Here is a 19,009-nt window from a genome sequence, read left to right on the forward strand (position 1 = left end):
GGAGGTAGAGCACTGATTGGACTAGGGGCCCTCATCGGGTTACCGAATTCAGTCAAACTCCGAATGCCAATCAATCTACTTTGGGAGTCAGACCATGGGTGATAAGGTTCATGGTCGAAAGGGAAACAGCCCAGACCGCCAGCTAAGGTCCCAAAGTGTGTGTTAAGTGGAAAAGGATGTGGCGTTGCTTAGACAACCAGGATGTTGGCTTAGAAGCAGCCATCATTGAAAGAGTGCGTAATAGCTCACTGGTCGAGTGACGCTGCGCCGAAAATATACCGGGGCTAAACACACCACCGAAGCTGCGGATTGACATCTACGATGTCAGTGGTAGGAGAGCGTTCTAAGGGCAGTGAAGGTCGATCGTGAGGACGGCTGGAGCGCTTAGAAGTGAGAATGCCGGTATGAGTAGCGAAAAAAGAGTGAGAATCTCTTTCATCGAAAGCCCAAGGTTTCCTGAGGAAGGCTCGTCCGCTCAGGGTTAGTCGGGGCCTAAGCCGAGGCCGAAAGGCGTAGGCGATGGACAACAGGTTGATATTCCTGTACCACCTAAATCCGCTTGAACGATGGGGGGACGCAGGAGGATAAGGAAAGCGCGCTGCTGGTTATGCGCGTCCAAGCCGTGAGGAAGTTGAGCAGGCAAATCCACTCAACACTAATTCCAGGCGGTTATGGGGAGGGAAATTTAGTACCGAAGTTCCTGATTTCACACTGCCAAGAAAAGCCTCTAGTGAGGAAATAGGTGCCCGTACCGCAAACCGACACAGGTAGGCACGGTGAGTAACCGAAGATGATCGGGAGAACTCTCGTTAAGGAACTCGGCAAAATGACCCCGTAACTTCGGGAGAAGGGGTGCTTCTTTTAAGGAGAAGCCGCAGTGAAAAGGCCCAAGCGACTGTTTAGCAAAAACACAGGTCTCTGCAAAGCCGTAAGGCGAAGTATAGGGGCTGACACCTGCCCGGTGCTGGAAGGTTAAGGGGAATGGTTAGGGACTTCGTCCCGAAGCTGTGAACCGAAGCCCCAGTAAACGGCGGCCGTAACTATAACGGTCCTAAGGTAGCGAAATTCCTTGTCGGGTAAGTTCCGACCCGCACGAAAGGTGCAACGACTTGGGCACTGTCTCAACGAGAGACCCGGTGAAATTATACTATGCGTGAAGATGCGCATTACCCGCGACAGGACGGAAAGACCCCGTGGAGCTTTACTGTAGCCTGATATGGAATGTTGGTACAGCTTGTACAGGATAGGTGGGAGCCTTAGAAGCCGGAGCGCTAGCTTCGGTGGAGGCATCCGTGGGATACCACCCTGGCTGTATTGACATTCTAACCCAGAACCGTTATCCGGTTCGGAGACAGTGTCAGGTGGGCAGTTTGACTGGGGCGGTCGCCTCCCAAAGAGTAACGGAGGCGCCCAAAGGTTCCCTCAGAATGGTTGGAAATCATTCGTAGCGTGCAAAGGCAGAAGGGAGCTTGACTGCGAGACCTACAAGTCGAGCAGGGACGAAAGTCGGGCTTAGTGATCCGGCGGTGCCGTATGGAAGGGCCGTCGCTCAACGGATAAAAGCTACCCCGGGGATAACAGGCTTATCTCCCCCAAGAGTCCACATCGACGGGGAGGTTTGGCACCTCGATGTCGGCTCATCGCATCCTGGGGCTGTAGTCGGTCCCAAGGGTTGGGCTGTTCGCCCATTAAAGCGGTACGCGAGCTGGGTTCAGAACGTCGTGAGACAGTTCGGTCCCTATCCGTCGTGGGCGTTAGAAGTTTGAGAGGAGCTGTCCTTAGTACGAGAGGACCGGGATGGACGCACCGCTGGTGCACCAGTTGTTCCGCCAGGAGCATAGCTGGGTAGCTACGTGCGGAAGGGATAAGTGCTGAAAGCATCTAAGCATGAAGCCCCCCTCAAGATGAGACTTCTCATCATTTTAAATGAGTAAGATCCCTCAGAGACGATGAGGTAGATAGGTTCGAGGTGGAAGCGTGGTGACACGTGCAGCTGACGAATACTAATCGATCGAGGACTTAACTAAAAACGAAAAGCGAAAGAAACCGTTTAGAAACGGCGGAATAAGTGAGAAAGCTCGGAGTGGAGTGTACTTCTTCACGCAGAGATTTATCGCTTAGGCCATAGTTTCTGGTTTCTGGAGCTGGATCTGACTAGTAAGTCAACGCCAAAGTCCAAGCACTCCGGTGCTTGGCCGCATGAGATGTCTGGCAGGACATGTTTCTTATCTAGTTTTGAAGGTTCACTTCAAAAAAACTTGCTTTTCCTGATTAGACAGTGTATAATACATATTGTCGTTGGAAAAGATAAGTAAGGTCTGGTGGTAATTGCGAAGAGGTCACACCTGTTCCCATGCCGAACACAGTAGTTAAGCTCTTCAGCGCCGATGGTAGTTGGGTTCGCCCTGCGAGAGTAGGACGCTGCCAGGCCGAGTATTTCCTTTATATTATCGCGGGGTGGAGCAGGGGTAGCTCGTCGGGCTCATAACCCGAAGGTCGCAGGTTCAAATCCTGCCCCCGCAACCATAATTTTTTAGTGGCAGTACACAAAGTGTACAGTCAAAAGTTTATTGCACTAATACATAGTAGCAACATTGGTCCGGTAGTTCAGTTGGTTAGAATGCCTGCCTGTCACGCAGGAGGTCGCGGGTTCGAGTCCCGTCCGGACCGCCATACATAAAACGTTCAAAAGCTTTAGGATTACTCCTAAAGCTTTTTTTATATGTGTATTTCCCATCCAATTAGTGTAATGCTTTCCGCTGCACCTGCTGACTGGGCGTTTGCAAGCATTGTCTGCATAAAATGCGGCATATCATCGCTTTTGCTAAAGGCTCGCTGCAGCCGGGAAGCACTTTTATATGGAGATACAGGGAAGCACTGCAATCCGATTGTGGAGAGCAAGATATGGTTGGTACCACTTGAAAGAGGTACGCTCCCCATATTGAAGACAGGCACTGCTTGATCAAATGTATTATCAGCACCAATTTTACCTGAGCTATTTTGCTGATTCAGCTGAACAGAGTTGTAATGGTGTGGAGATGGTACTAGATGATAAAGCGAATTTTCTCCAATGGATAACCAATACAAGTAACCCTCTTTACGTACGGCAATTAAACAGGAAGCATTACCGTTAACCTTGGCTGCTGTTGAGCGGAATCGTACGCTGTTGAACATGCTCATCAGAAAGCTGTCGATCTTTTTAATTGCGCTGGAAACATCTTCATCAAGCGTCTCAGTTATTTTTCTTTGTCTGAGTATAAGGGAGTCTGCGATGAAGGCAGCACTTTCTACTGTATGCTGTGCCCCCATGACAACGGCTAACTCCCAATCGGCTCCTGTAAGGATAAGGCAAGCATTCTCGTTCTTATAAGCACCATGGGCAATGCTTCCGCCGAAGCGTCCAATCCAGACATGCTGGTATCCGCTCAGATCGACTTGATCCAGATAGGATTTCATCTCACCATTCCAGCTGTAGTTGTACATTTGCTCTAATGCTTCCATATGCATACTCCTTTATTGGCTGATAATATAAGTATTCTCCATAAATCCACGAAAGCCTTTTTGTTTCTAGTGCTTTTGCTTTTAGGCTATATTTTGCTATGATGAATAGATGAACAAAGAATGAAAGTGAGTCAGGTGACGGTTATGACCCAATTTATAAAGAAGATGCATACAATAGAAGATACCAATTCGTTTGGACGAAAGCTTGCCGAGCTGCTTCAAGCTGGAGATATCATCACGATGGAAGGAGACCTTGGTGCAGGAAAGACGACGCTGACGAAAGCAATAGGCGCGGGTCTAGGAGTGAAAAGGACGATAAACAGTCCTACCTTCACTATCATCAAGGAATACGAAGGACGTCTGCCTCTATATCATATGGATGTTTACCGGTTAGAAAACAGCGATGAAGATATCGGTTTCGAGGAGTATTTTTCAGGAGAAGGTGTTTCCATTGTAGAATGGGCACAATTCATTGAAGATTTCTTGCCAAAGGAACGTCTGGAGCTTACGCTCAAGCATGATGGAGAAGCAAGAACAATCTTGCTTCAGCCAATTGGTGAACGTTATGAAAAGCTTTGTAAGGAGTTAGCAGAATGAATATATTAGCGATGGATACTTCCAATCAGCTGCTAGGAGTAGCGATTGTGAAAGATGGAGTGACATTAGGTGAACATGTGATGCATGGACACAGAGATCATTCGGTTCGATTGCTTCCCGCGATCGAACAATTGATGAAGGAAACAAAAACGACTCCTGCTGATTTAGATCGAATTGTTGTTGGTCAGGGACCTGGATCATATACAGGTGTTCGAATCAGTATGGCAACTGCGAAAACAATGGCATGGGCACTTGGCATCGACGTCATCGGTGTTTCAAGTCTGGAAGCTCTTGCACATCAAGGGGAGCTATTCTCAGGGTATGTTTGTCCTTTCTTCGATGCCCGAAGAGGTCAAGTGTATACTGCTCTTTACGCGAGTAATAGTGACTCTTTTGAACAAACAGAAGAAATCGTCAATCCGCTATTCTCGGATTGGCTGGAACAACTGCGGGAAAAAGGGGAAAAAATATTGTTTCTAAGCCCTGACATCGAGATGTATCGGAGTATGATCATCGAGGTGCTGGGTGAGCAAGCAGTAATCCCGGAATCCGCTATACATTATGCTCGTCCATCTGTACTTGCTCAAATAGGAGCTGAAAGGAAAGCAGATGATATGCATCAAATCGTACCAAATTATGTTCGTATGACAGAGGCTGAGTCAAATTGGTTGAAACAGCAGGAGCAGCAGAAGTGAGCGCAAAAGTGACTGTGCGCCCGATGCAATTAACCGATGTGCCAGCTGTCTATAAAATCGAGAAAGCATCATTTGCAACTCCTTGGACCATCGATATCTTTGAACGTGAAATTACAGAAAATACGTTTGCGAATTATTTTGTCATTGAAAGCGATGGTGTAATTGCTGGTTATTGCGGTATGTGGCTCGTCATTGATGAAGCACAAATCACGAATATTGCCATACTCCCGAGCTTTCGAGGTCAGAAACTGGGCGAGAAGCTGTTTGCCCATGTAATGGAACAAGCAATTATGGCAGGGGCTTACCGTTTATCCCTAGAGGTACGTGTAACGAATGTACCGGCACAGCATCTATACCGGAAATTCGGTTTAGTCCCGGGCGGTATCCGGAAAAACTATTATACAGACAATCAGGAAGACGCGATTGTAATGTGGGTGAATTTATGAAAACATCAGAACTAATTTTAGCTATAGAAACAAGCTGTGATGAAACAGCCGCAGCCGTCATCGAGGGTGGCAGGATTATCAGATCCAATATCGTCGCTTCCCAAATTGAGAGCCATAAACGTTTTGGCGGTGTCGTACCGGAAATAGCATCCAGGCATCATGTGGAACAAATTACGCTCGTCATTGAAGAGGCGATCCAGCAAGCTGGAATCCAGAAAGAAGAACTAGACGCTATTGCTGTGACACAAGGACCTGGTCTTATCGGTGCATTGCTTGTCGGAGTGAATGCCGCCAAAGCGCTGGCATTCTCCATAGGCAAACCGCTGATTGGTGTCCACCATATTGCAGGGCATATTTATGCCAACCGACTGGAGCAGGAGTTCGAGTTCCCGCTGCTTGCATTGGTCGTTTCTGGCGGTCATACAGAGCTTGTTCTTATGAAAGAACATGGCAGCTTTGAAGTCATTGGAGAGACCCGTGACGATGCAGCAGGTGAGGCTTATGACAAGGTAGCCAGAACATTGCAGCTGCCTTATCCAGGAGGTCCCCGCATTGATAAGCTGGCAGCAGAAGGCGAGCAATCGATTGATTTCCCTCGTGCATGGCTTGAGCCAGAGAGTTATGATTTCAGCTTTTCCGGTTTGAAATCTGCGGTCATTAACACACTGCATAATGCTAAGCAAAAGGGAGAAACATTTGCACCTGAAGATGTAGCGGCAAGTTTCCAAGCAAGCGTTGTAGATGTGCTTGTAGGTAAAACAATGCGAGCAGCCGAAGCATTCGGCGCAAAGCAAGTTATTGTTGCAGGTGGTGTTGCTGCGAACCGTGGGCTGCGCGCTTCTTTGGAAGAAGTGTTTGCGGACAAGCAAGCTAATCTGCTCATCCCGCCGCTTGCTTTGTGCACGGATAACGCAGCCATGATTGGAGCAGCTGCATCCATTCTTTATCATCAAGAGAAATTCGCTGATTTATCAATGAATGCTAGGGCATCCATGCCGCTATAATAAAAAGCATCGTTTTCATTAAGAAAACGATGCTTTTTTATTCACAACTATATTCTGAATTGTGTATAACTTTTTAAAACCCACTATTAGTACCAGGTAAAGAAGTGGATAAATCTGTGTAAAACTGTTGTGGATTCTGTGGATACTGTGCATAACTTTGTGTATATCCCATCAAATCAACAATGAAAACGTATTTATCCCTGTGTATAACTTTCCTGTTCTTCGCTAAGTGTTTCCCATTCTTCCATTACTTCTAGAAGCGTTGCCTCTAGCTCTTCATTTCTTTCAGTAATTTCCTGTGCCTTCTGATAATCTTGGAAAATTTCTGGATCGGTAAGCAAAGTTTCATTGCTTTCAATTTCAGTCTCCAGTTCGACTATCTTTTCTTCAAGCTCTGAAATACGTCGTTCCCGTTTCCGAATCTCCCGCTTTATTGCCTTATCTTGATGATAAGAAGATTTGTTCTCCGGCGTAACAGTTGTCTGTTTCGTTTCCGCAGTTATAGCTTCTAAGGCAGCAATCTCCTGCTTCTCTTGTTTCTTTTCTATAAAGTAATCATAGTTGCCCAAGTAGGATATGATCTGCTTGTCCGCCATTTCGAGTACTTGTGTGGAAACCTTATTCATGAAATATCGGTCATGTGAGACAAAGAGTATAGTACCTGGGTAGTCGGCCAATGCACCTTCCAATACTTCCTTGCTGTCTAAATCAAGGTGGTTGGTCGGTTCATCCATGATCAATAGATTCGATTTCTGCATCATCAGTTTAGCCAAAGCAAGCCGAGCCTTTTCACCACCGCTCAGTGTGTTGACTATTTTGAGTACATCATCACCAGTGAACAGGAAGTTACCGAGAATTGTGCGGATATTCTTCTCGTCCATAAGCGGATACTCGTCCCATAACTCGGCAAGGACGCTCTTCGATGAATGCAATTCTGTCTGTTCCTGGTCATAATAACCAATGCTGACACCTGTCCCGAGTTCTACCTTACCGGATTTAGCAGGCAGCTTTCCGATAATGGTCTTGAGCAATGTCGTCTTCCCAGTTCCATTTGGCCCCGTAAGAGCGATGCGGTCCTGACGATTCATATGGAAAGTAACGTGCTCAAAGACAGGAGAGGTACTCTCTGGATATTGATAAGCCAAGTCATGTACCTTCAATACATCATTTCCGCTCCGCCGATCGATATCAAATGTAAGTTTTGCAGAAGATGCATCATGAAGCGGCCGATCGATTCGTTCCATCTTTTCCAGCTGTTTACGTCTGCTTTGTGCGCGTTTCGTCGTTGTGGCACGTGCGATATTCTTTTGAACGAATTCTTCCATCTTTTTAATTTCAGACTGCTGTTTCTCGAATTGCTTCAGCTCGCGTTCGAAATTGGCAGCTTTCTGTTCAAGATAGTTACTGTAATTTCCTTTGTAACGAACAGAGTGATTGTGCGCTATCTCAATTACGGTATTAACAGTTTTGTCGAGAAAGTAACGGTCATGCGACACAACTACGACAGCTCCTTGATAGCTGCTCAAATAACCTTCCAGCCAGTCCAAAGTAGAAATGTCCAAATGGTTAGTCGGCTCATCCAGTATTAATACGTCCGGTTTCTGGAGAAGGAGCTTTCCTAGGGCTAGACGCGTTTTTTGCCCGCCGCTCAATGAACCTATCGGTGTGGACAAGTCTTTGTCTCCAAATCGGAGGCCATTCAGCACGGAACGTATATCTGCTTCATATTGATAGCCTCCGTTTAACCGGAAGGCCTGCTGTTTTGTATCATAATTGGTTAGAAGCTGCTGATAGGCTGTTTCGTCTGAAATAAGATCAGGGTCTCCCATCCTTGCTTCGAGACGGCGCAGCTCTTCCTCTTGCTGAATAAGATCTGCAAAGACAGTCTTCATTTCTTCCAGGATGCTTTTTTCCGACTCTAGGCCTGTATGCTGCTCCAGGTACCCAAGTGTGGCATCTCTTGCTAAGAATACATTTCCTTCGTCATAGCTCAGTTCTCCTGCAAGGATCTTGAGCAAGGTCGATTTTCCGGCACCGTTTCGTCCGACAATGGCTAATCGATCTTGTGTTTGTACTTCCAGTTTTATATTTGATAAAATGACGTCTGCGCCAAATAGTTTCGTTATATTATTCGCTTGCAATAAAATCATTCTGTTCACCTCATACTATCAGTGTATCCTATGTGACAAAACAGTAGCAAGCGCCGAATTCCTGCGCTTTTCGCTTTCATGTGAATGGACATCAGAAATGAATTTGTTAAAATGGAGACAAGGTGCCCCCTCATCATCTTCTTTGTGAATCTGTACAAGACTTTCCTTCTTATATCTGTTAGAATAAGTTGTTAACTATAATCGTACTTTGTGAAAGTATCATATCGTAACAATTCAAGGACGAAGCCGCAGGCAGCATCTGCAACTCCTTATAGATGCCAGAAAGGAACCTGTCTGCAGCCATTATTCCGTTTTAGGAATAGTGCTGGTCATATACGACAAGAGGTAACAGAACGGTATCGTTCTAGTCCGATAGGCCTTTTGATCAGCTGCATGGCTGCACGAAGTTCGCTTCTGGAAGCTGCAGGCTTTAGGAGGATAAATTAGCATGTATATGGATCAAAATAAAATACCAAAAGCTACGGCAAAGCGGCTGCCACTTTATTATCGATTTCTCAACAGTCTGCATTTGCAGGGTAAAACAAGAGTTTCTTCAAAAGAACTCAGTGAATCGGTAAAAGTAGACTCAGCTACAATCCGCCGTGACTTTTCCTATTTTGGAGCACTTGGCAAGAAAGGCTATGGTTATAATGTAGAGTACTTGCTGAACTTCTTCCGGAAGACACTAGATCAAGATGAGATCACAAGAGTGGCGCTTATCGGGGTCGGTAATCTTGGAACAGCATTCCTGAATTATAACTTTACGAAGAATAACAATACAAAAATAGAAATGGCATTCGATACAGATCCAGGAAAAGTGGATCATAATATCGGCGGTGTCCCTGTATACCATATTGATGATTTGGAACAATATATCGGCAACGTAAGTGCAGCGATCCTAACGGTGCCAGCGCATGCTGCTCAAGCAATCACGGACCGCCTTGTCGAATGCGGTATTGCTGGAATCCTGAACTTTACGCCAGCACGTATTGCAGTACCAAGCAATATCCGCGTGCATCATATCGATTTGGCTATCGAATTGCAGTCATTAGTTTATTTTTTGAAGCACTATTAATTCAAGCACCTCTCATGCAGAGGTGCTTTTTTCTTACATAAGGTTGTCTAATTCTATTTACTTATTACGGGTAAATAGAGACAAAGGAAAGATACTAGGACAGTAAGAAGCGGAAGGGAAGGGAAAGCATGAAGCAGCAAGCCGCCATCACGTTACAAGATGTAGTCTACGAAACAGAAAAAAATAAAATAATTCACGGGATTACAGGTATGTTCACGAAAGGAAAGATCACAGCGATAATTGGTCCATCAGGCGCAGGAAAAACAACACTTTTTCGATTATGTAATGGATTGCTGTCCCCCTCAGATGGAAACATCCTGATTGATGGGGAGGATATCTTAACGTTTGATCCAGTAAATTTGCGTCGTCGTGTCGGTATAGTCCTGCAGCAGGCAACTATGCTGGAAGGAAGCGTTCGGGATAATGTAGCATTGTCATTACAGCTTGCCGGAAAAGAACTGAAACAAGATGAGGCGGAGCGGATAATACAAGAAGTAGGATTAGAGGCAGAGATACTTGATCGAAAAAGCAGGGATTTATCAGGCGGGCAAAAACAGAAAGTCTCCATTGCCCGAACATTGCTGAATGAGCCGGAAATCTTACTGCTAGATGAAATCACTTCTTCCTTGGACCGAGTTTCTAAGCAGGATATTGAAAATCTAATGAAGCGGATCAATAGCGAGTATGGCACGACAATCATCTGGATAACGCATAATCTGGAGCAGGCAAAATCGGTTGCAGATGAAGTCTGGGTCATGATGAATGGCACTATTGCCGAAGCAGGGCCGATTGACATACTGGATCATCCAGAAAATGATGCTGTTAAACACTTTGTCATGGAGGAGGAAAAATGAGTACACTTGCTTTATTACTCACCTTGATATTTGTCCTTATTCCACTTATCTTATCTAAGACATTACAACTGGGGCTCGAGAAAGATACGCTCATTGCAACAGTCCGCTCCATTATTCAGCTGCTTGCCGTTGGCTATGTGCTGCAGTTTATCTTCGACTCCGGTAATATCCTTTATATTTTCCTCATGGTTGCGCTTATGATCGGTGCAGCAGTACAAAATGCTAGAAAGAAAGGGGCATCTATCAGGGGTATTACATGGAAGCTGGTGCTTACATTCATTGTAATCGAAGTACTGACACAAGGAATTTTATTGGGACTTCAGATTACACCACCAACTGCACAATATATCATCCCATTAAGCGGAATGGTTATAGGGAACTCGATGGTCCTAGGTATCTTGTTTTTGAATCGGTTCACTTCAGAAGTGGCATCCAGAAGAGAGGAAACAGAGCTCATCCTTTCTTTAGGCGGTACACCGAAGCAAGCAATTCAGCGCTCGCTGCTTGCATCCATTAAGGCAAGTACCATACCGACGATAGAAAGCCAGAAAACGATCGGACTAGTTCAGCTGCCAGGTATGATGAGCGGGCAAATCATTGCCGGAGCAGATCCGCTCCAAGCAGTCATGTTCCAGCTCCTGATTCTTTTCCTTCTGCTGACAACTGCGATTGTGACGAGTATCATGCTAGGCTTCTTGTCTTATCCAACGAAGTTTAATGAGCGGATGCAGGTTATAGATTAGAATCCAGTCTCGTTTATTAGATAGTCCTATGAAGGGAGAATCTGAAGCGAATATAGAGATGTCAATGCTTCAAAGAAAAGCCGCCCAAATAAAAAGGGACGGCTTTTCTAGTACTACAACGAAAAAGGTTCAAATTCACTCTCTATTATAGTGGCATCATACACAAAGCTGACCGTACTGCCACCCTGCCAAACGCCGACTTTATAATTGTCTTCTTCTCCATATAAAATCAGTGTAATATCAAGAGCTGAATAGGAAGCTTCGGGACTCATTTCCTCGCGTTTGCATGTATTAATGCATGTAACTATACTTTCTACCTGCCCCTTTTCTGTTATTGTCTCAGAAGGTTCAGTAGCTTCCGCATCATACACTTCAATCTTTTCTATAGTATCTTCAATAAAAGCTTCCTGCTTGAAAGGTTCGAAAGCAGCAAATATTCAGACAGCTACTCCAATAACTAAGAGAAAAATGACAATGAAACTGATGGTCTTGGCTAGCAAACACAGTCCCCCTAAATTCTTTCCAATATCATCTCATACTTTTCCAAAAAGGTATTTAATGTTATTGTTAATTTCATACAGATAAGTTTCGGGTATCGAAGTTTTTTCGTCGTTTGTTAGCGCCATATTAAGGGAAATGATTACTATCATGGTTGTAGGAGGCGCTAGTATGTACGAAAAAGTCCTATTGGCTGTCGACGGTTCAGAGAACTCAATTCGAGCGACAGAAGAAGTAATTAAAATTTGTCAGGCCAGCACACATCCTGTAAAGCTGGAAATTACCCATGTCATTCAAGATGTAAGTAATAGTGAGATTGTTCTACAGCAGGTAAAGCCGGATAATATGAATCGGGACGGAGAACTTCGTATCCAGCCAAATGAAGCGGAACTGCAGAATGCGAATATTCCTTATACCCGTACGATTGAACGTGGCGATGCCGGTAAAACGATTGCTAATAAGGCAAATAATGATTCGTTCGACTTGGTTGTGATTGGGACACGAGGCTTGAACGGGTTTCAGAAGCTTGTGGTTGGAAGTGTAAGTACGGAAGTGATCAAAAGAGCGAATTGCCCAGTGTTGGTCGTAAAATAGGAAGCGTTACCAACTGGAGTGAAACGCAAAAACAGTTGGGAGTATGCATGTGAGTAAACTAGAATCCAAGTGGTTGGTCGTTGTTGCCGTCCTTTTTGGGACATTCACTGTTATTTTGAACAATAGTATGCTGAATCCGGCACTGCCATCATTGATTTCCACATTCGATGCCAATGCTGTCAGTGTCGGCTGGATACTGACCATCTTCATGGTTGCAATGGGTATGACGATGCCTGTCACAGGCTATCTTGGCGATCGGTTCGGGAAAAAAAGTATCTATCTACTTGGCCTTTTGATATTTCTTGCAGGGTCCATTTTTGGTATCTTTTCCGGCAGTCTGCCATTTGTGATTACGGCACGCTTTATTCAAGGTATAGGCGGGGGATTGATGATGCCGATATCGATGGCACTTATATTCCAGGCCTTCCCGAAGCAGGAGCGCGGCCTCGCTGTCGGTGTGTATGGTGTAGCAGCAATGGTAGCTCCTGCCATAGGACCGACGATAGGCGGTGTGTTGATTGCTTACTTACCATGGCCGTTCCTATTCGCTTTCAATTTGCCGTTCGGTCTCCTCGGTTTACTGATGGCTAGTCGTTACTTGAAATCCACCGCAGCTAATCCAGAACGCCGCTTCGACAAGGGTGGATTCGTATTCGTTACACTCGGTATTGGTCTCGTTCTGTATGCTTTAGGTCGTGGACAGACACTTGATGTGCTTGTATCAGCACCTAATCTTGCGCTAATTGCAGCTGGAATACTAGCCATTGCGATTTTTGTTTACTATGAGCGACGAAAAGAGCAGCCATTATTGGAGCTCTCACTTTTCCGTAACCCAACCTATACAGTGTCGATACTGGTGACAACGACAGCTTCCATTGGGTTATTTTCTGGTATATTCCTGTTGCCATTATTGATTCAGAATGTCTACGGTCTTAGTGAGATCCAGACAGGTTTGCTCTTTCTTCCAGCAGCATTGTTCAGCGGTGCCATGATGTCATTGGGCGGCAAGCTTTTAGATAAGAAAGGGCCGCGCTGGGTAGTACCTCCAGGGCTGCTAATTCTGGCTATTGCTACATTCTTGATCGGTAATCTCAGTCTATCTACACCATTTTGGCTGATCCTTGTAATCAATATGCTTCGGGGGGCAGGTCTCGGTCTCAGCAATATGCCTGCAACGACAGCGGGAATGAATGATATACCAGAACATCTTGTTTCCCAAGGATCTGCGATGAACAATGTTTTACGTCAAATATCTTCTGCCTTCGGAATCGTGTTCTTCAGCATCTACTTTGAAGTGCGCCGAGCACATCTGACAGCTGCAGGAGAAGCAGCCCAGCACGCTAGCTTGCAAACAATCAATGAGGCATTTGTATTTTCCGGCATATTAATGCTCATCATGGTTCCAGTATCGTTCATCATGCGCTATAAGACAGAGAAGCAACAGGAGCAAAAGGCGAAAGGAGTTTCCAATGGCTGAAATGAAAGCAATAGTATTTGATGTATATGGTACGTTATTTGATGTCCAAAGTGTACAAGAAGCTTGTGAGCAGCAATTCCCGGAAAAAGGGGAGTCTATCTCTTCCTTATGGCGCAGCAAGCAGCTCGAATATGCATTCTTGCGGCAACTGATGGGTCAGTACGAACCATTTAATGATGTTACGAGAGACGCTCTTCGATATGCCTTGGAAACGCATGAATGCAAGTATAAAGATGAGATTATCCAGAAGCTGATGGACGCCTATAACCAGCTGCGTCCTTATGAAGAAACGGAAGAGGTGCTGCAGCAAGTTCAAGACAAAAAGCTGGCCGTTTTTTCAAATGGACCAGATGGGATGCTCGATCCTCTTTTACGGAATGCAGATCTGGCACAGTATTTTGATGCGATTGTCAGTGTCGACGAAATAAAACAATATAAACCAGCAACAGCTTCATACGCATACTTATTAAAACAATTAGATGTAAAACGTGAAGAAGTACTTTTTCTTTCTTCGAATAGCTGGGATATCGCTGGAGCCGCTAATTTCGGTTTTCATACTGCTTGGATTAACCGAAAAGGCGCACCAGCAGAACGACTTGGTCACAACCCAGATAAGGAATACGAGAACCTGAAGGGATTGATTGAAAAAAATAACCTCTGAAGCATTATTGCTTCAGAGGTTATTTTTTTAGAAATCTACATCTTCGCCTTCAAAGGCAGCGACATATAGTTTTTTCATTTGTTCAACAGATGTCTCACGCGGGTTAGTGCCAGTACATGGATCTGTAACTGCATTAGCAGCCATATCTTCTACATGAGCATAGAATAAATCCTCGGCAACGCCGAAATCACGTAGATTCAATGGAATATCCATTTCACGGTTCAAATCGCGTATCCATTGAATTAGAGAGTCTGTCAGTTCAGCATCAGTAGTACCGTTTAATTGCAGACGGCGGGCAATGCGGGCATATCTCTCTTCGGAAACAGTGCGGTTGAACTGGATAACATACGGTAAATAAATCGCATTAGCCAATCCATGGGCAATACCAAAAGTAGGACCGCTCTTATGTGCCATGCTGTGGACATTACCAAGTACAGCATTTGCAAATGCCATACCGGCCATTGCCTGTGCATAATGCACTTGTTCCCGGGACGTGCGTTCGCCATTATAAGAAGCTATCAGGTGATTACGAAGAATTTCTGCACCTTCGATAGCCAGAGAATCAGTGAACACAGTCCGTGGCTTCGCTACATAAGATTCGATGCAATGCGTGACAGCATCCATGCCAGTGAAGGCTGTAATATGTTTCGGCATATCAAAGATAGTAATCGGATCAATGATCGCGATATCTGGTGTAAGTTCGAAATCAGCTAACGGGTATTTAATTTTTGTTTTGCTATCAGTTACTACAGACAGGTTGGAGATTTCAGATGCGCTGCCGCTTGTCGTCGGAATTCCGATGAATTTTGCTTTCGAACGCAATGCTGGCAATTCAAATGGTTTTGTAGCATCTTCAAATGATAGGTTTGGATGCTCGTAGAACACCCACATTGCTTTAGCCGCATCCATAACGGATCCGCCACCGATTCCAATAACCCAGTCTGGACCGAATTGTTCGAAGTCTTCTAAAGCTTCATTGATTTTGTCAGTTGTAGGCTCCTCACGGATACCTTCAATCACTTTAGTCTGGATACCAGCTTTCTCAAGGTGAGACTTGACACGGTCCAAGACACCGCTTTTTCTGGCAGAAGCCCCGCCGATAACAAGCATCGCTTTATTTCCTTTAATGCTTTCTAATACTTCCAAAGCACCTTCACCAAAGTAAATATCACGAGGTATAGTAAATCTATTCATATTATCATCCCTTCTAAGAAAGTAGGTTAGCCAGCGAGAAACAGGCTATCCCTTTGCATCTCTTATTATAGGGAGTATAATTTAACTATGTAAGTACGCACTTTTTTCTTACATAGTGACGAAAAGTATACTGTAAGGAGGAATGGCGGATGAGTCGTTTGGAAAAACAGAAATTCAATTGTGAGAAGGAATTGACGCTGTCCATCATCGGCGGAAAGTGGAAAATGCTTATTATGTGGCATCTTGGCAAGGAAGGGACAAAGCGCTTCAATGAACTGAAAGGTCTGATTCCAGGCATTACACAGCGCATGCTCGTCTCGCAGCTGCGAGAATTGGAAGACGATCAGATTGTGCACCGCGAAGTGTATCCAGTAGTCCCGCCAAAAGTAGAGTATTCCCTGACAGAAGAAGGTCTTTCATTGCTGCCGATACTTGATGCAATGTATGCATGGGGAAAGAATTATTCAAATACTGTTTTAAAAGATACAGATGTACTGGAGAGCAATTCGGCATTTAAGTGATAGTTAAATATAAAAAGAAGACGTTGGGACAAAGCCTTTTAGCATCACAAAAAACCAAACAATAATGCTCCGGTATTGTTTGGTTTTTTTATGCTTCATCAGGCTACCGCTCCGGAAATACACTCCGCTTTCCTGCGGGCGGCTGGTGAGCCTCCTCGTGCATTCGCACTGCGGGGTCTCACCTAGGCCTTCCTCCCGCGGGAGTCTCCGTGTATTTCCTACGCTATGTTGCGCTACAGTCTCACTTAGCGAAGTGTTTTGCCGAAGCGGTGCACAAGAACAATATTCGGTTTTTAGCACTGACGCTTCAGTTATGTCCTGAGCTGTTCTTCATTTGAATATTGTTATAGCAGAAAAAATAAGCAGCAAACACATTATCAAATTAATCGATCTTGTATATTTGTTGAAGAACTTCTTGAATGCTGAACCAAAGGCTGCCCATAAAAGAAGACCTAAACAGCCAATGATAATTGTCACACCTGCATACAGGATAACGGAAGAAATCGAAGCCTCGAAAGGTAAGATAAAAGTCGCCATTGCCGTGATGAAGTAAAGGATGCTTTTTATATTAATAAGCTGGAAAAGAAAGCCGGAAAGGAAGGAGGGGCGCTCGATCGCATCTTCCTCTTTCGAACTTTTATCGAACATGATTTTATAGGCAATAAACAGCAAGTACAAGGCCCCTAATACCTTCAGATAAGGCTCCACTGCAGGAATCCAGTTATACACTGTCTTCGTTAGTATTGTTCCGATAATACCTAATATAATAAATCCGGCAACGATGCCGCTATTAAACTTCCAAGCTCCCTTCAGCCCATGTTTTCGTGATTCATTCATAAGCAGCAGATTACTCGGACCAGGTGTGATGCTGGTGATGATGATATATGAAAAAAATGCAGTAAGACTCATGGATGATAGTTCTCCTTTTGCAATTGCTAACTAACATGAACCATTGTATGATGAAAATCAGTATCGGTAAAATTGAAATTACAGATAAACATTATAGATATTTTCGATAAAGGGAGAAGATGCGCGATGGAGATAAGACAATTCATTACTTTCCGTACGATCGTGGATGTAGGAAGTTATACGAACGCAGCTGCAAAACTCGGCTATACACAATCTACCATTACAGCGCACATCCAAGCTTTGGAACAGCAGCTGGGAGGTCCAGTATTTTCATATGTAAAAAGAGAGCTTCATTTAACGGACTTAGGACGGGAATTAGTAGGAATGGTAGATGAGCTACTAGGCTCGTATCAGCGCATAGAAAAACTGAATGATAACCGGGTAAATGGAGAGCTGAAGATTGCTGCGCCTGAATCGCTAACCATTTCGAGGCTAGGGCCAATATTGAAGACTTATTCTATGAAATATCCGGAAGTGAAAATCAAATTAAGCAATGGGACATGTGGGGATAATCAAAAAGAGCTGCTGAATGGAAACGTGGATGTGGCATTCATGCTTTGGCCTGAGCTGCAGACGGATAATTATGTGTATCATAAGTTGCATAAAGAAGAGATTGTCTTGGTGACAGCTCCTGAAAAAGCATCGCATTTCGACGATTATAAAGGCACGGAAGCTTGTTTTGTAACAAATGAAGAAGGCTGCAGCTACCGGGTAATGTTTGAAGAGCACGTGATTAAACAGGATATACCTAGATTTCAGACGATGGAGCTTTGGAGTCTTGAAGCAATTAAGCAGGTTGTCGCTAGCGGATTAGGATTTGCGGCATTGCCTCTTGTTACTGTGGAAAAGGAAATAGAGAATGGAACACTAAAGCTATTGGAATATACTGAGAGCTTCAAACCGATTTACTCCTATATGATGGTCAGATCGAAAAACTGGCACTCTCCAGCTGTGGATAAGTTCATGGAAATAGTGCGTGAGCTTTCCAATAAGAAAATAGAAGTGTGAATGAATGAAAAAAAAGAGGGAAAAATCGCCCTCTTTTTTGATTACTTCAAGAATTGCTCTTTAAAGAAGTCCAGCTGATAATCCAAAGTCAATGCGTCGTTGAACAGAAATGCATTTGCATCTGCAGTCAAGACATGTCCATCTTTAACAGCAGGCATTTCTTTGAATAGTTCTGTCTCTTGGTAGGAATTATCCTGGTCCTTATATTCGCTGATCACAAGGTAATCTCCGACGTATTCAGGAAGCACTTCTGAAGAAATCATGGAATAGCCGTCTTTCTCCGTCATTTCTTTTACCTTATCAGGCATTTTAAGTCCCATCTCTTGATAAAGGACTTCCGTGCCACGTCCCCAGCTGTCGCCAAGTACGCCGATGCCTTTTTCATAGCTTTCCATTACAGTGACAGTTGCATCTTCGCCGATTTTGGCTTTAATTTCATCGCCTGTTGTTTTCGCACGATCCTTGAAGTCATCAACCCATTGCTGTGCTTCATCACCTTTATTCATCAGTTTTCCGATTTCAACATGCTGCGTTAGGTAATCGACTTTGTTATATGTATACGTTACAGTAGGTGCAATCTCTTTAAACTTGTCCAGATTCTTTGTTGTATCTGCTGCGATAATCAGATCCGGCTTCAGTTCAAGGATTTTTTCTACATCTTCCTCGCTTACTGTTTCAGCATCTTTTAATCCGTCTGCTAGTACAGGACTGCTTTTCGCCCATTGATCTACACCGACAATATTGCCGCCAAGGGAAAGTACATCACCAGCATAAGATGCCAGTACTACAATTCTTTGCGGATCGGTCGGTACTTCAACGGGACCTGTTTCAGATTCGTATGTAAAAGTTTCGTTTGTCTCTTTTTCGCTGCCAGAGGCAGTAGATTCTTCTGAAGAACCGCATGCGCTGAGAATGAGTAGGAAGAGACCGATAATAGCGATTAGAGCTTTTTTCATTTTATATTCCTGCTTTCTGCTTTTGATAGAGGAGCTTTTCGTGATAATGATAATCAGTATCAATTAGGTAAATAATAGAATGAATCCAGTAGAATGTCAATAAGATATTCATTGCTAGTGATTAAT

The 19,009-nt window shown here is 44.3% G+C and carries 18 protein-coding genes, 2 tRNA genes and 2 rRNA genes (1 of these 22 cut by a window edge); 16 read left to right on the forward strand and 6 right to left on the reverse strand.

The window, feature by feature from the left end:
• The 4 genes from GZ22_RS01910 to GZ22_RS01925 form a co-directional block, all read left to right on the forward strand.
• Positions 1–2,027 (forward strand): 23S ribosomal RNA (locus GZ22_RS01910); it begins 899 nt to the left of the window's first position.
• Positions 2,028–2,317: 290 nt separating this feature from the next.
• A 5S ribosomal RNA gene (gene rrf, locus GZ22_RS01915) occupies positions 2,318–2,430 on the forward strand.
• 21 nt (positions 2,431–2,451) lie between these two features.
• Positions 2,452–2,526: transfer RNA gene (locus GZ22_RS01920), tRNA-Met, on the forward strand.
• A 70-nt stretch (positions 2,527–2,596) separates the two neighbouring features.
• Positions 2,597–2,673, forward strand: a tRNA-Asp gene (locus GZ22_RS01925).
• A 45-nt stretch (positions 2,674–2,718) separates the two neighbouring features.
• Here the strand turns inward: GZ22_RS01925 and GZ22_RS01930 are convergent.
• Positions 2,719–3,501, reverse strand: coding sequence for a PP2C family serine/threonine-protein phosphatase (locus GZ22_RS01930; protein WP_038558158.1), 783 nt, complete (start codon positions 3,499–3,501; stop codon positions 2,719–2,721).
• Positions 3,502–3,645: 144 nt separating this feature from the next.
• Between GZ22_RS01930 and tsaE the strand changes: the two genes are divergently transcribed.
• Genes tsaE through tsaD form a run of 4 tightly spaced genes read left to right on the forward strand, consistent with a single transcriptional unit; the run spans position 3,646 to position 6,243 of the window.
• A complete protein-coding gene (tsaE, locus tag GZ22_RS01935) occupies positions 3,646–4,098 on the forward strand; it encodes a tRNA (adenosine(37)-N6)-threonylcarbamoyltransferase complex ATPase subunit type 1 TsaE (RefSeq protein WP_038558159.1) in 453 nt (150 codons plus the stop codon).
• The gene (gene tsaB, locus GZ22_RS01940; protein ID WP_038558161.1) at positions 4,095–4,793 is read left to right on the forward strand and encodes a tRNA (adenosine(37)-N6)-threonylcarbamoyltransferase complex dimerization subunit type 1 TsaB; all 699 of its coding nucleotides are present in this window, start codon (positions 4,095–4,097) and stop codon (positions 4,791–4,793) included. Before tsaE ends, tsaB begins: the two co-directional genes overlap by 4 nt.
• Complete coding sequence (gene rimI, locus GZ22_RS01945; protein ID WP_342666727.1) at positions 4,790–5,239, forward strand: ribosomal protein S18-alanine N-acetyltransferase; 450 nt, start codon at positions 4,790–4,792, stop codon at positions 5,237–5,239. Before tsaB ends, rimI begins: the two co-directional genes overlap by 4 nt.
• Positions 5,236–6,243 carry a tRNA (adenosine(37)-N6)-threonylcarbamoyltransferase complex transferase subunit TsaD gene (gene tsaD, locus GZ22_RS01950; protein ID WP_038558162.1) on the forward strand — a complete coding sequence of 336 codons (1,008 nt, stop codon included), beginning with the start codon at positions 5,236–5,238 and terminating at the stop codon, positions 6,241–6,243. The genes rimI and tsaD overlap by 4 nt, the downstream gene beginning before the upstream one ends.
• Positions 6,244–6,437: 194 nt before the next feature.
• Here the strand turns inward: tsaD and GZ22_RS01955 are convergent, their stop codons facing one another.
• A complete protein-coding gene (locus GZ22_RS01955) occupies positions 6,438–8,393 on the reverse strand; it encodes an ABC-F family ATP-binding cassette domain-containing protein (RefSeq protein WP_038558166.1) in 1,956 nt (651 codons plus the stop codon).
• A gap of 448 nt (positions 8,394–8,841) precedes the next feature.
• Between GZ22_RS01955 and GZ22_RS01960 the strand changes: the two genes are divergently transcribed.
• The 3 genes from GZ22_RS01960 to GZ22_RS01970 all read left to right on the forward strand — a co-directional run bounded on the left by GZ22_RS01960 (position 8,842) and on the right by GZ22_RS01970 (position 11,065).
• The gene (locus tag GZ22_RS01960; RefSeq protein WP_038558168.1) at positions 8,842–9,468 is read left to right on the forward strand and encodes a redox-sensing transcriptional repressor Rex; all 627 of its coding nucleotides are present in this window, start codon (positions 8,842–8,844) and stop codon (positions 9,466–9,468) included.
• Positions 9,469–9,596: 128 nt separating this feature from the next.
• Positions 9,597–10,322, forward strand: a complete 726-nt coding sequence (locus GZ22_RS01965; RefSeq protein ID WP_038558173.1) for an ABC transporter ATP-binding protein — start codon at positions 9,597–9,599, stop codon at positions 10,320–10,322.
• On the forward strand, positions 10,319–11,065 hold the full coding sequence (locus GZ22_RS01970) for an ABC transporter permease (RefSeq protein WP_038558177.1): 747 nt from the start codon (positions 10,319–10,321) through the stop codon (positions 11,063–11,065). Before GZ22_RS01965 ends, GZ22_RS01970 begins: the two co-directional genes overlap by 4 nt.
• 113 nt (positions 11,066–11,178) lie before the next feature.
• Here the strand turns inward: GZ22_RS01970 and GZ22_RS01975 are convergent, their stop codons facing one another.
• Positions 11,179–11,436 carry a hypothetical protein gene (locus GZ22_RS01975; RefSeq protein ID WP_038558178.1) on the reverse strand — a complete coding sequence of 86 codons (258 nt, stop codon included), beginning with the start codon at positions 11,434–11,436 and terminating at the stop codon, positions 11,179–11,181.
• Positions 11,437–11,734: 298 nt separating this feature from the next.
• Here GZ22_RS01975 and GZ22_RS01980 point away from each other — a divergent pair, with 298 nt between their 5' ends.
• From GZ22_RS01980 to GZ22_RS01990, 3 genes are read left to right on the forward strand one after another with little or no spacing between them, the layout of a single operon-like run.
• Complete coding sequence (locus GZ22_RS01980; RefSeq protein ID WP_038558180.1) at positions 11,735–12,157, forward strand: universal stress protein; 423 nt, start codon at positions 11,735–11,737, stop codon at positions 12,155–12,157.
• A gap of 43 nt (positions 12,158–12,200) precedes the next feature.
• Positions 12,201–13,634, forward strand: a complete 1,434-nt coding sequence (locus tag GZ22_RS01985) for an MDR family MFS transporter (protein ID WP_425427794.1) — start codon at positions 12,201–12,203, stop codon at positions 13,632–13,634.
• Complete coding sequence (locus GZ22_RS01990) at positions 13,627–14,295, forward strand: haloacid dehalogenase type II (RefSeq protein ID WP_038558183.1); 669 nt, start codon at positions 13,627–13,629, stop codon at positions 14,293–14,295. The genes GZ22_RS01985 and GZ22_RS01990 overlap by 8 nt, the downstream gene beginning before the upstream one ends.
• A 27-nt stretch (positions 14,296–14,322) precedes the next feature.
• On the opposite strand, the gene GZ22_RS01995 is transcribed toward GZ22_RS01990, so the two are convergent.
• Positions 14,323–15,489, reverse strand: a complete 1,167-nt coding sequence (locus tag GZ22_RS01995; RefSeq protein WP_038558184.1) for an iron-containing alcohol dehydrogenase — start codon at positions 15,487–15,489, stop codon at positions 14,323–14,325.
• Between the two features lie 149 nt (positions 15,490–15,638).
• Here GZ22_RS01995 and hxlR point away from each other — a divergent pair, with 149 nt between their 5' ends.
• Positions 15,639–16,010, forward strand: a complete 372-nt coding sequence (hxlR, locus tag GZ22_RS02000) for a transcriptional activator HxlR (protein ID WP_038558186.1) — start codon at positions 15,639–15,641, stop codon at positions 16,008–16,010.
• 330 nt (positions 16,011–16,340) lie between these two features.
• Here the strand turns inward: hxlR and GZ22_RS02005 are convergent, their stop codons facing one another.
• Positions 16,341–16,919, reverse strand: coding sequence for a LysE family transporter (locus GZ22_RS02005; RefSeq protein ID WP_038558188.1), 579 nt, complete (start codon positions 16,917–16,919; stop codon positions 16,341–16,343).
• Positions 16,920–17,045: 126 nt separating this feature from the next.
• On the opposite strand from GZ22_RS02005, the gene GZ22_RS02010 reads away from it, so the two are divergent.
• Entirely contained in the window at positions 17,046–17,927 is an 882-nt protein-coding gene (locus GZ22_RS02010) for a LysR family transcriptional regulator (RefSeq protein ID WP_038558189.1), read from the forward strand.
• 41 nt (positions 17,928–17,968) lie between these two features.
• On the opposite strand, the gene GZ22_RS02015 is transcribed toward GZ22_RS02010, so the two are convergent.
• The gene (locus tag GZ22_RS02015; RefSeq protein ID WP_038558191.1) at positions 17,969–18,883 is read right to left on the reverse strand and encodes an iron-hydroxamate ABC transporter substrate-binding protein; all 915 of its coding nucleotides are present in this window, start codon (positions 18,881–18,883) and stop codon (positions 17,969–17,971) included.
• Positions 18,884–19,009: the final 126 nt, after the last annotated feature.

The sequence above is a fragment of the Terribacillus saccharophilus genome, assembly GCF_000725365.1.
Taxonomy (GTDB): Bacteria; Bacillota; Bacilli; order Bacillales; family Amphibacillaceae; genus Terribacillus; species Terribacillus saccharophilus.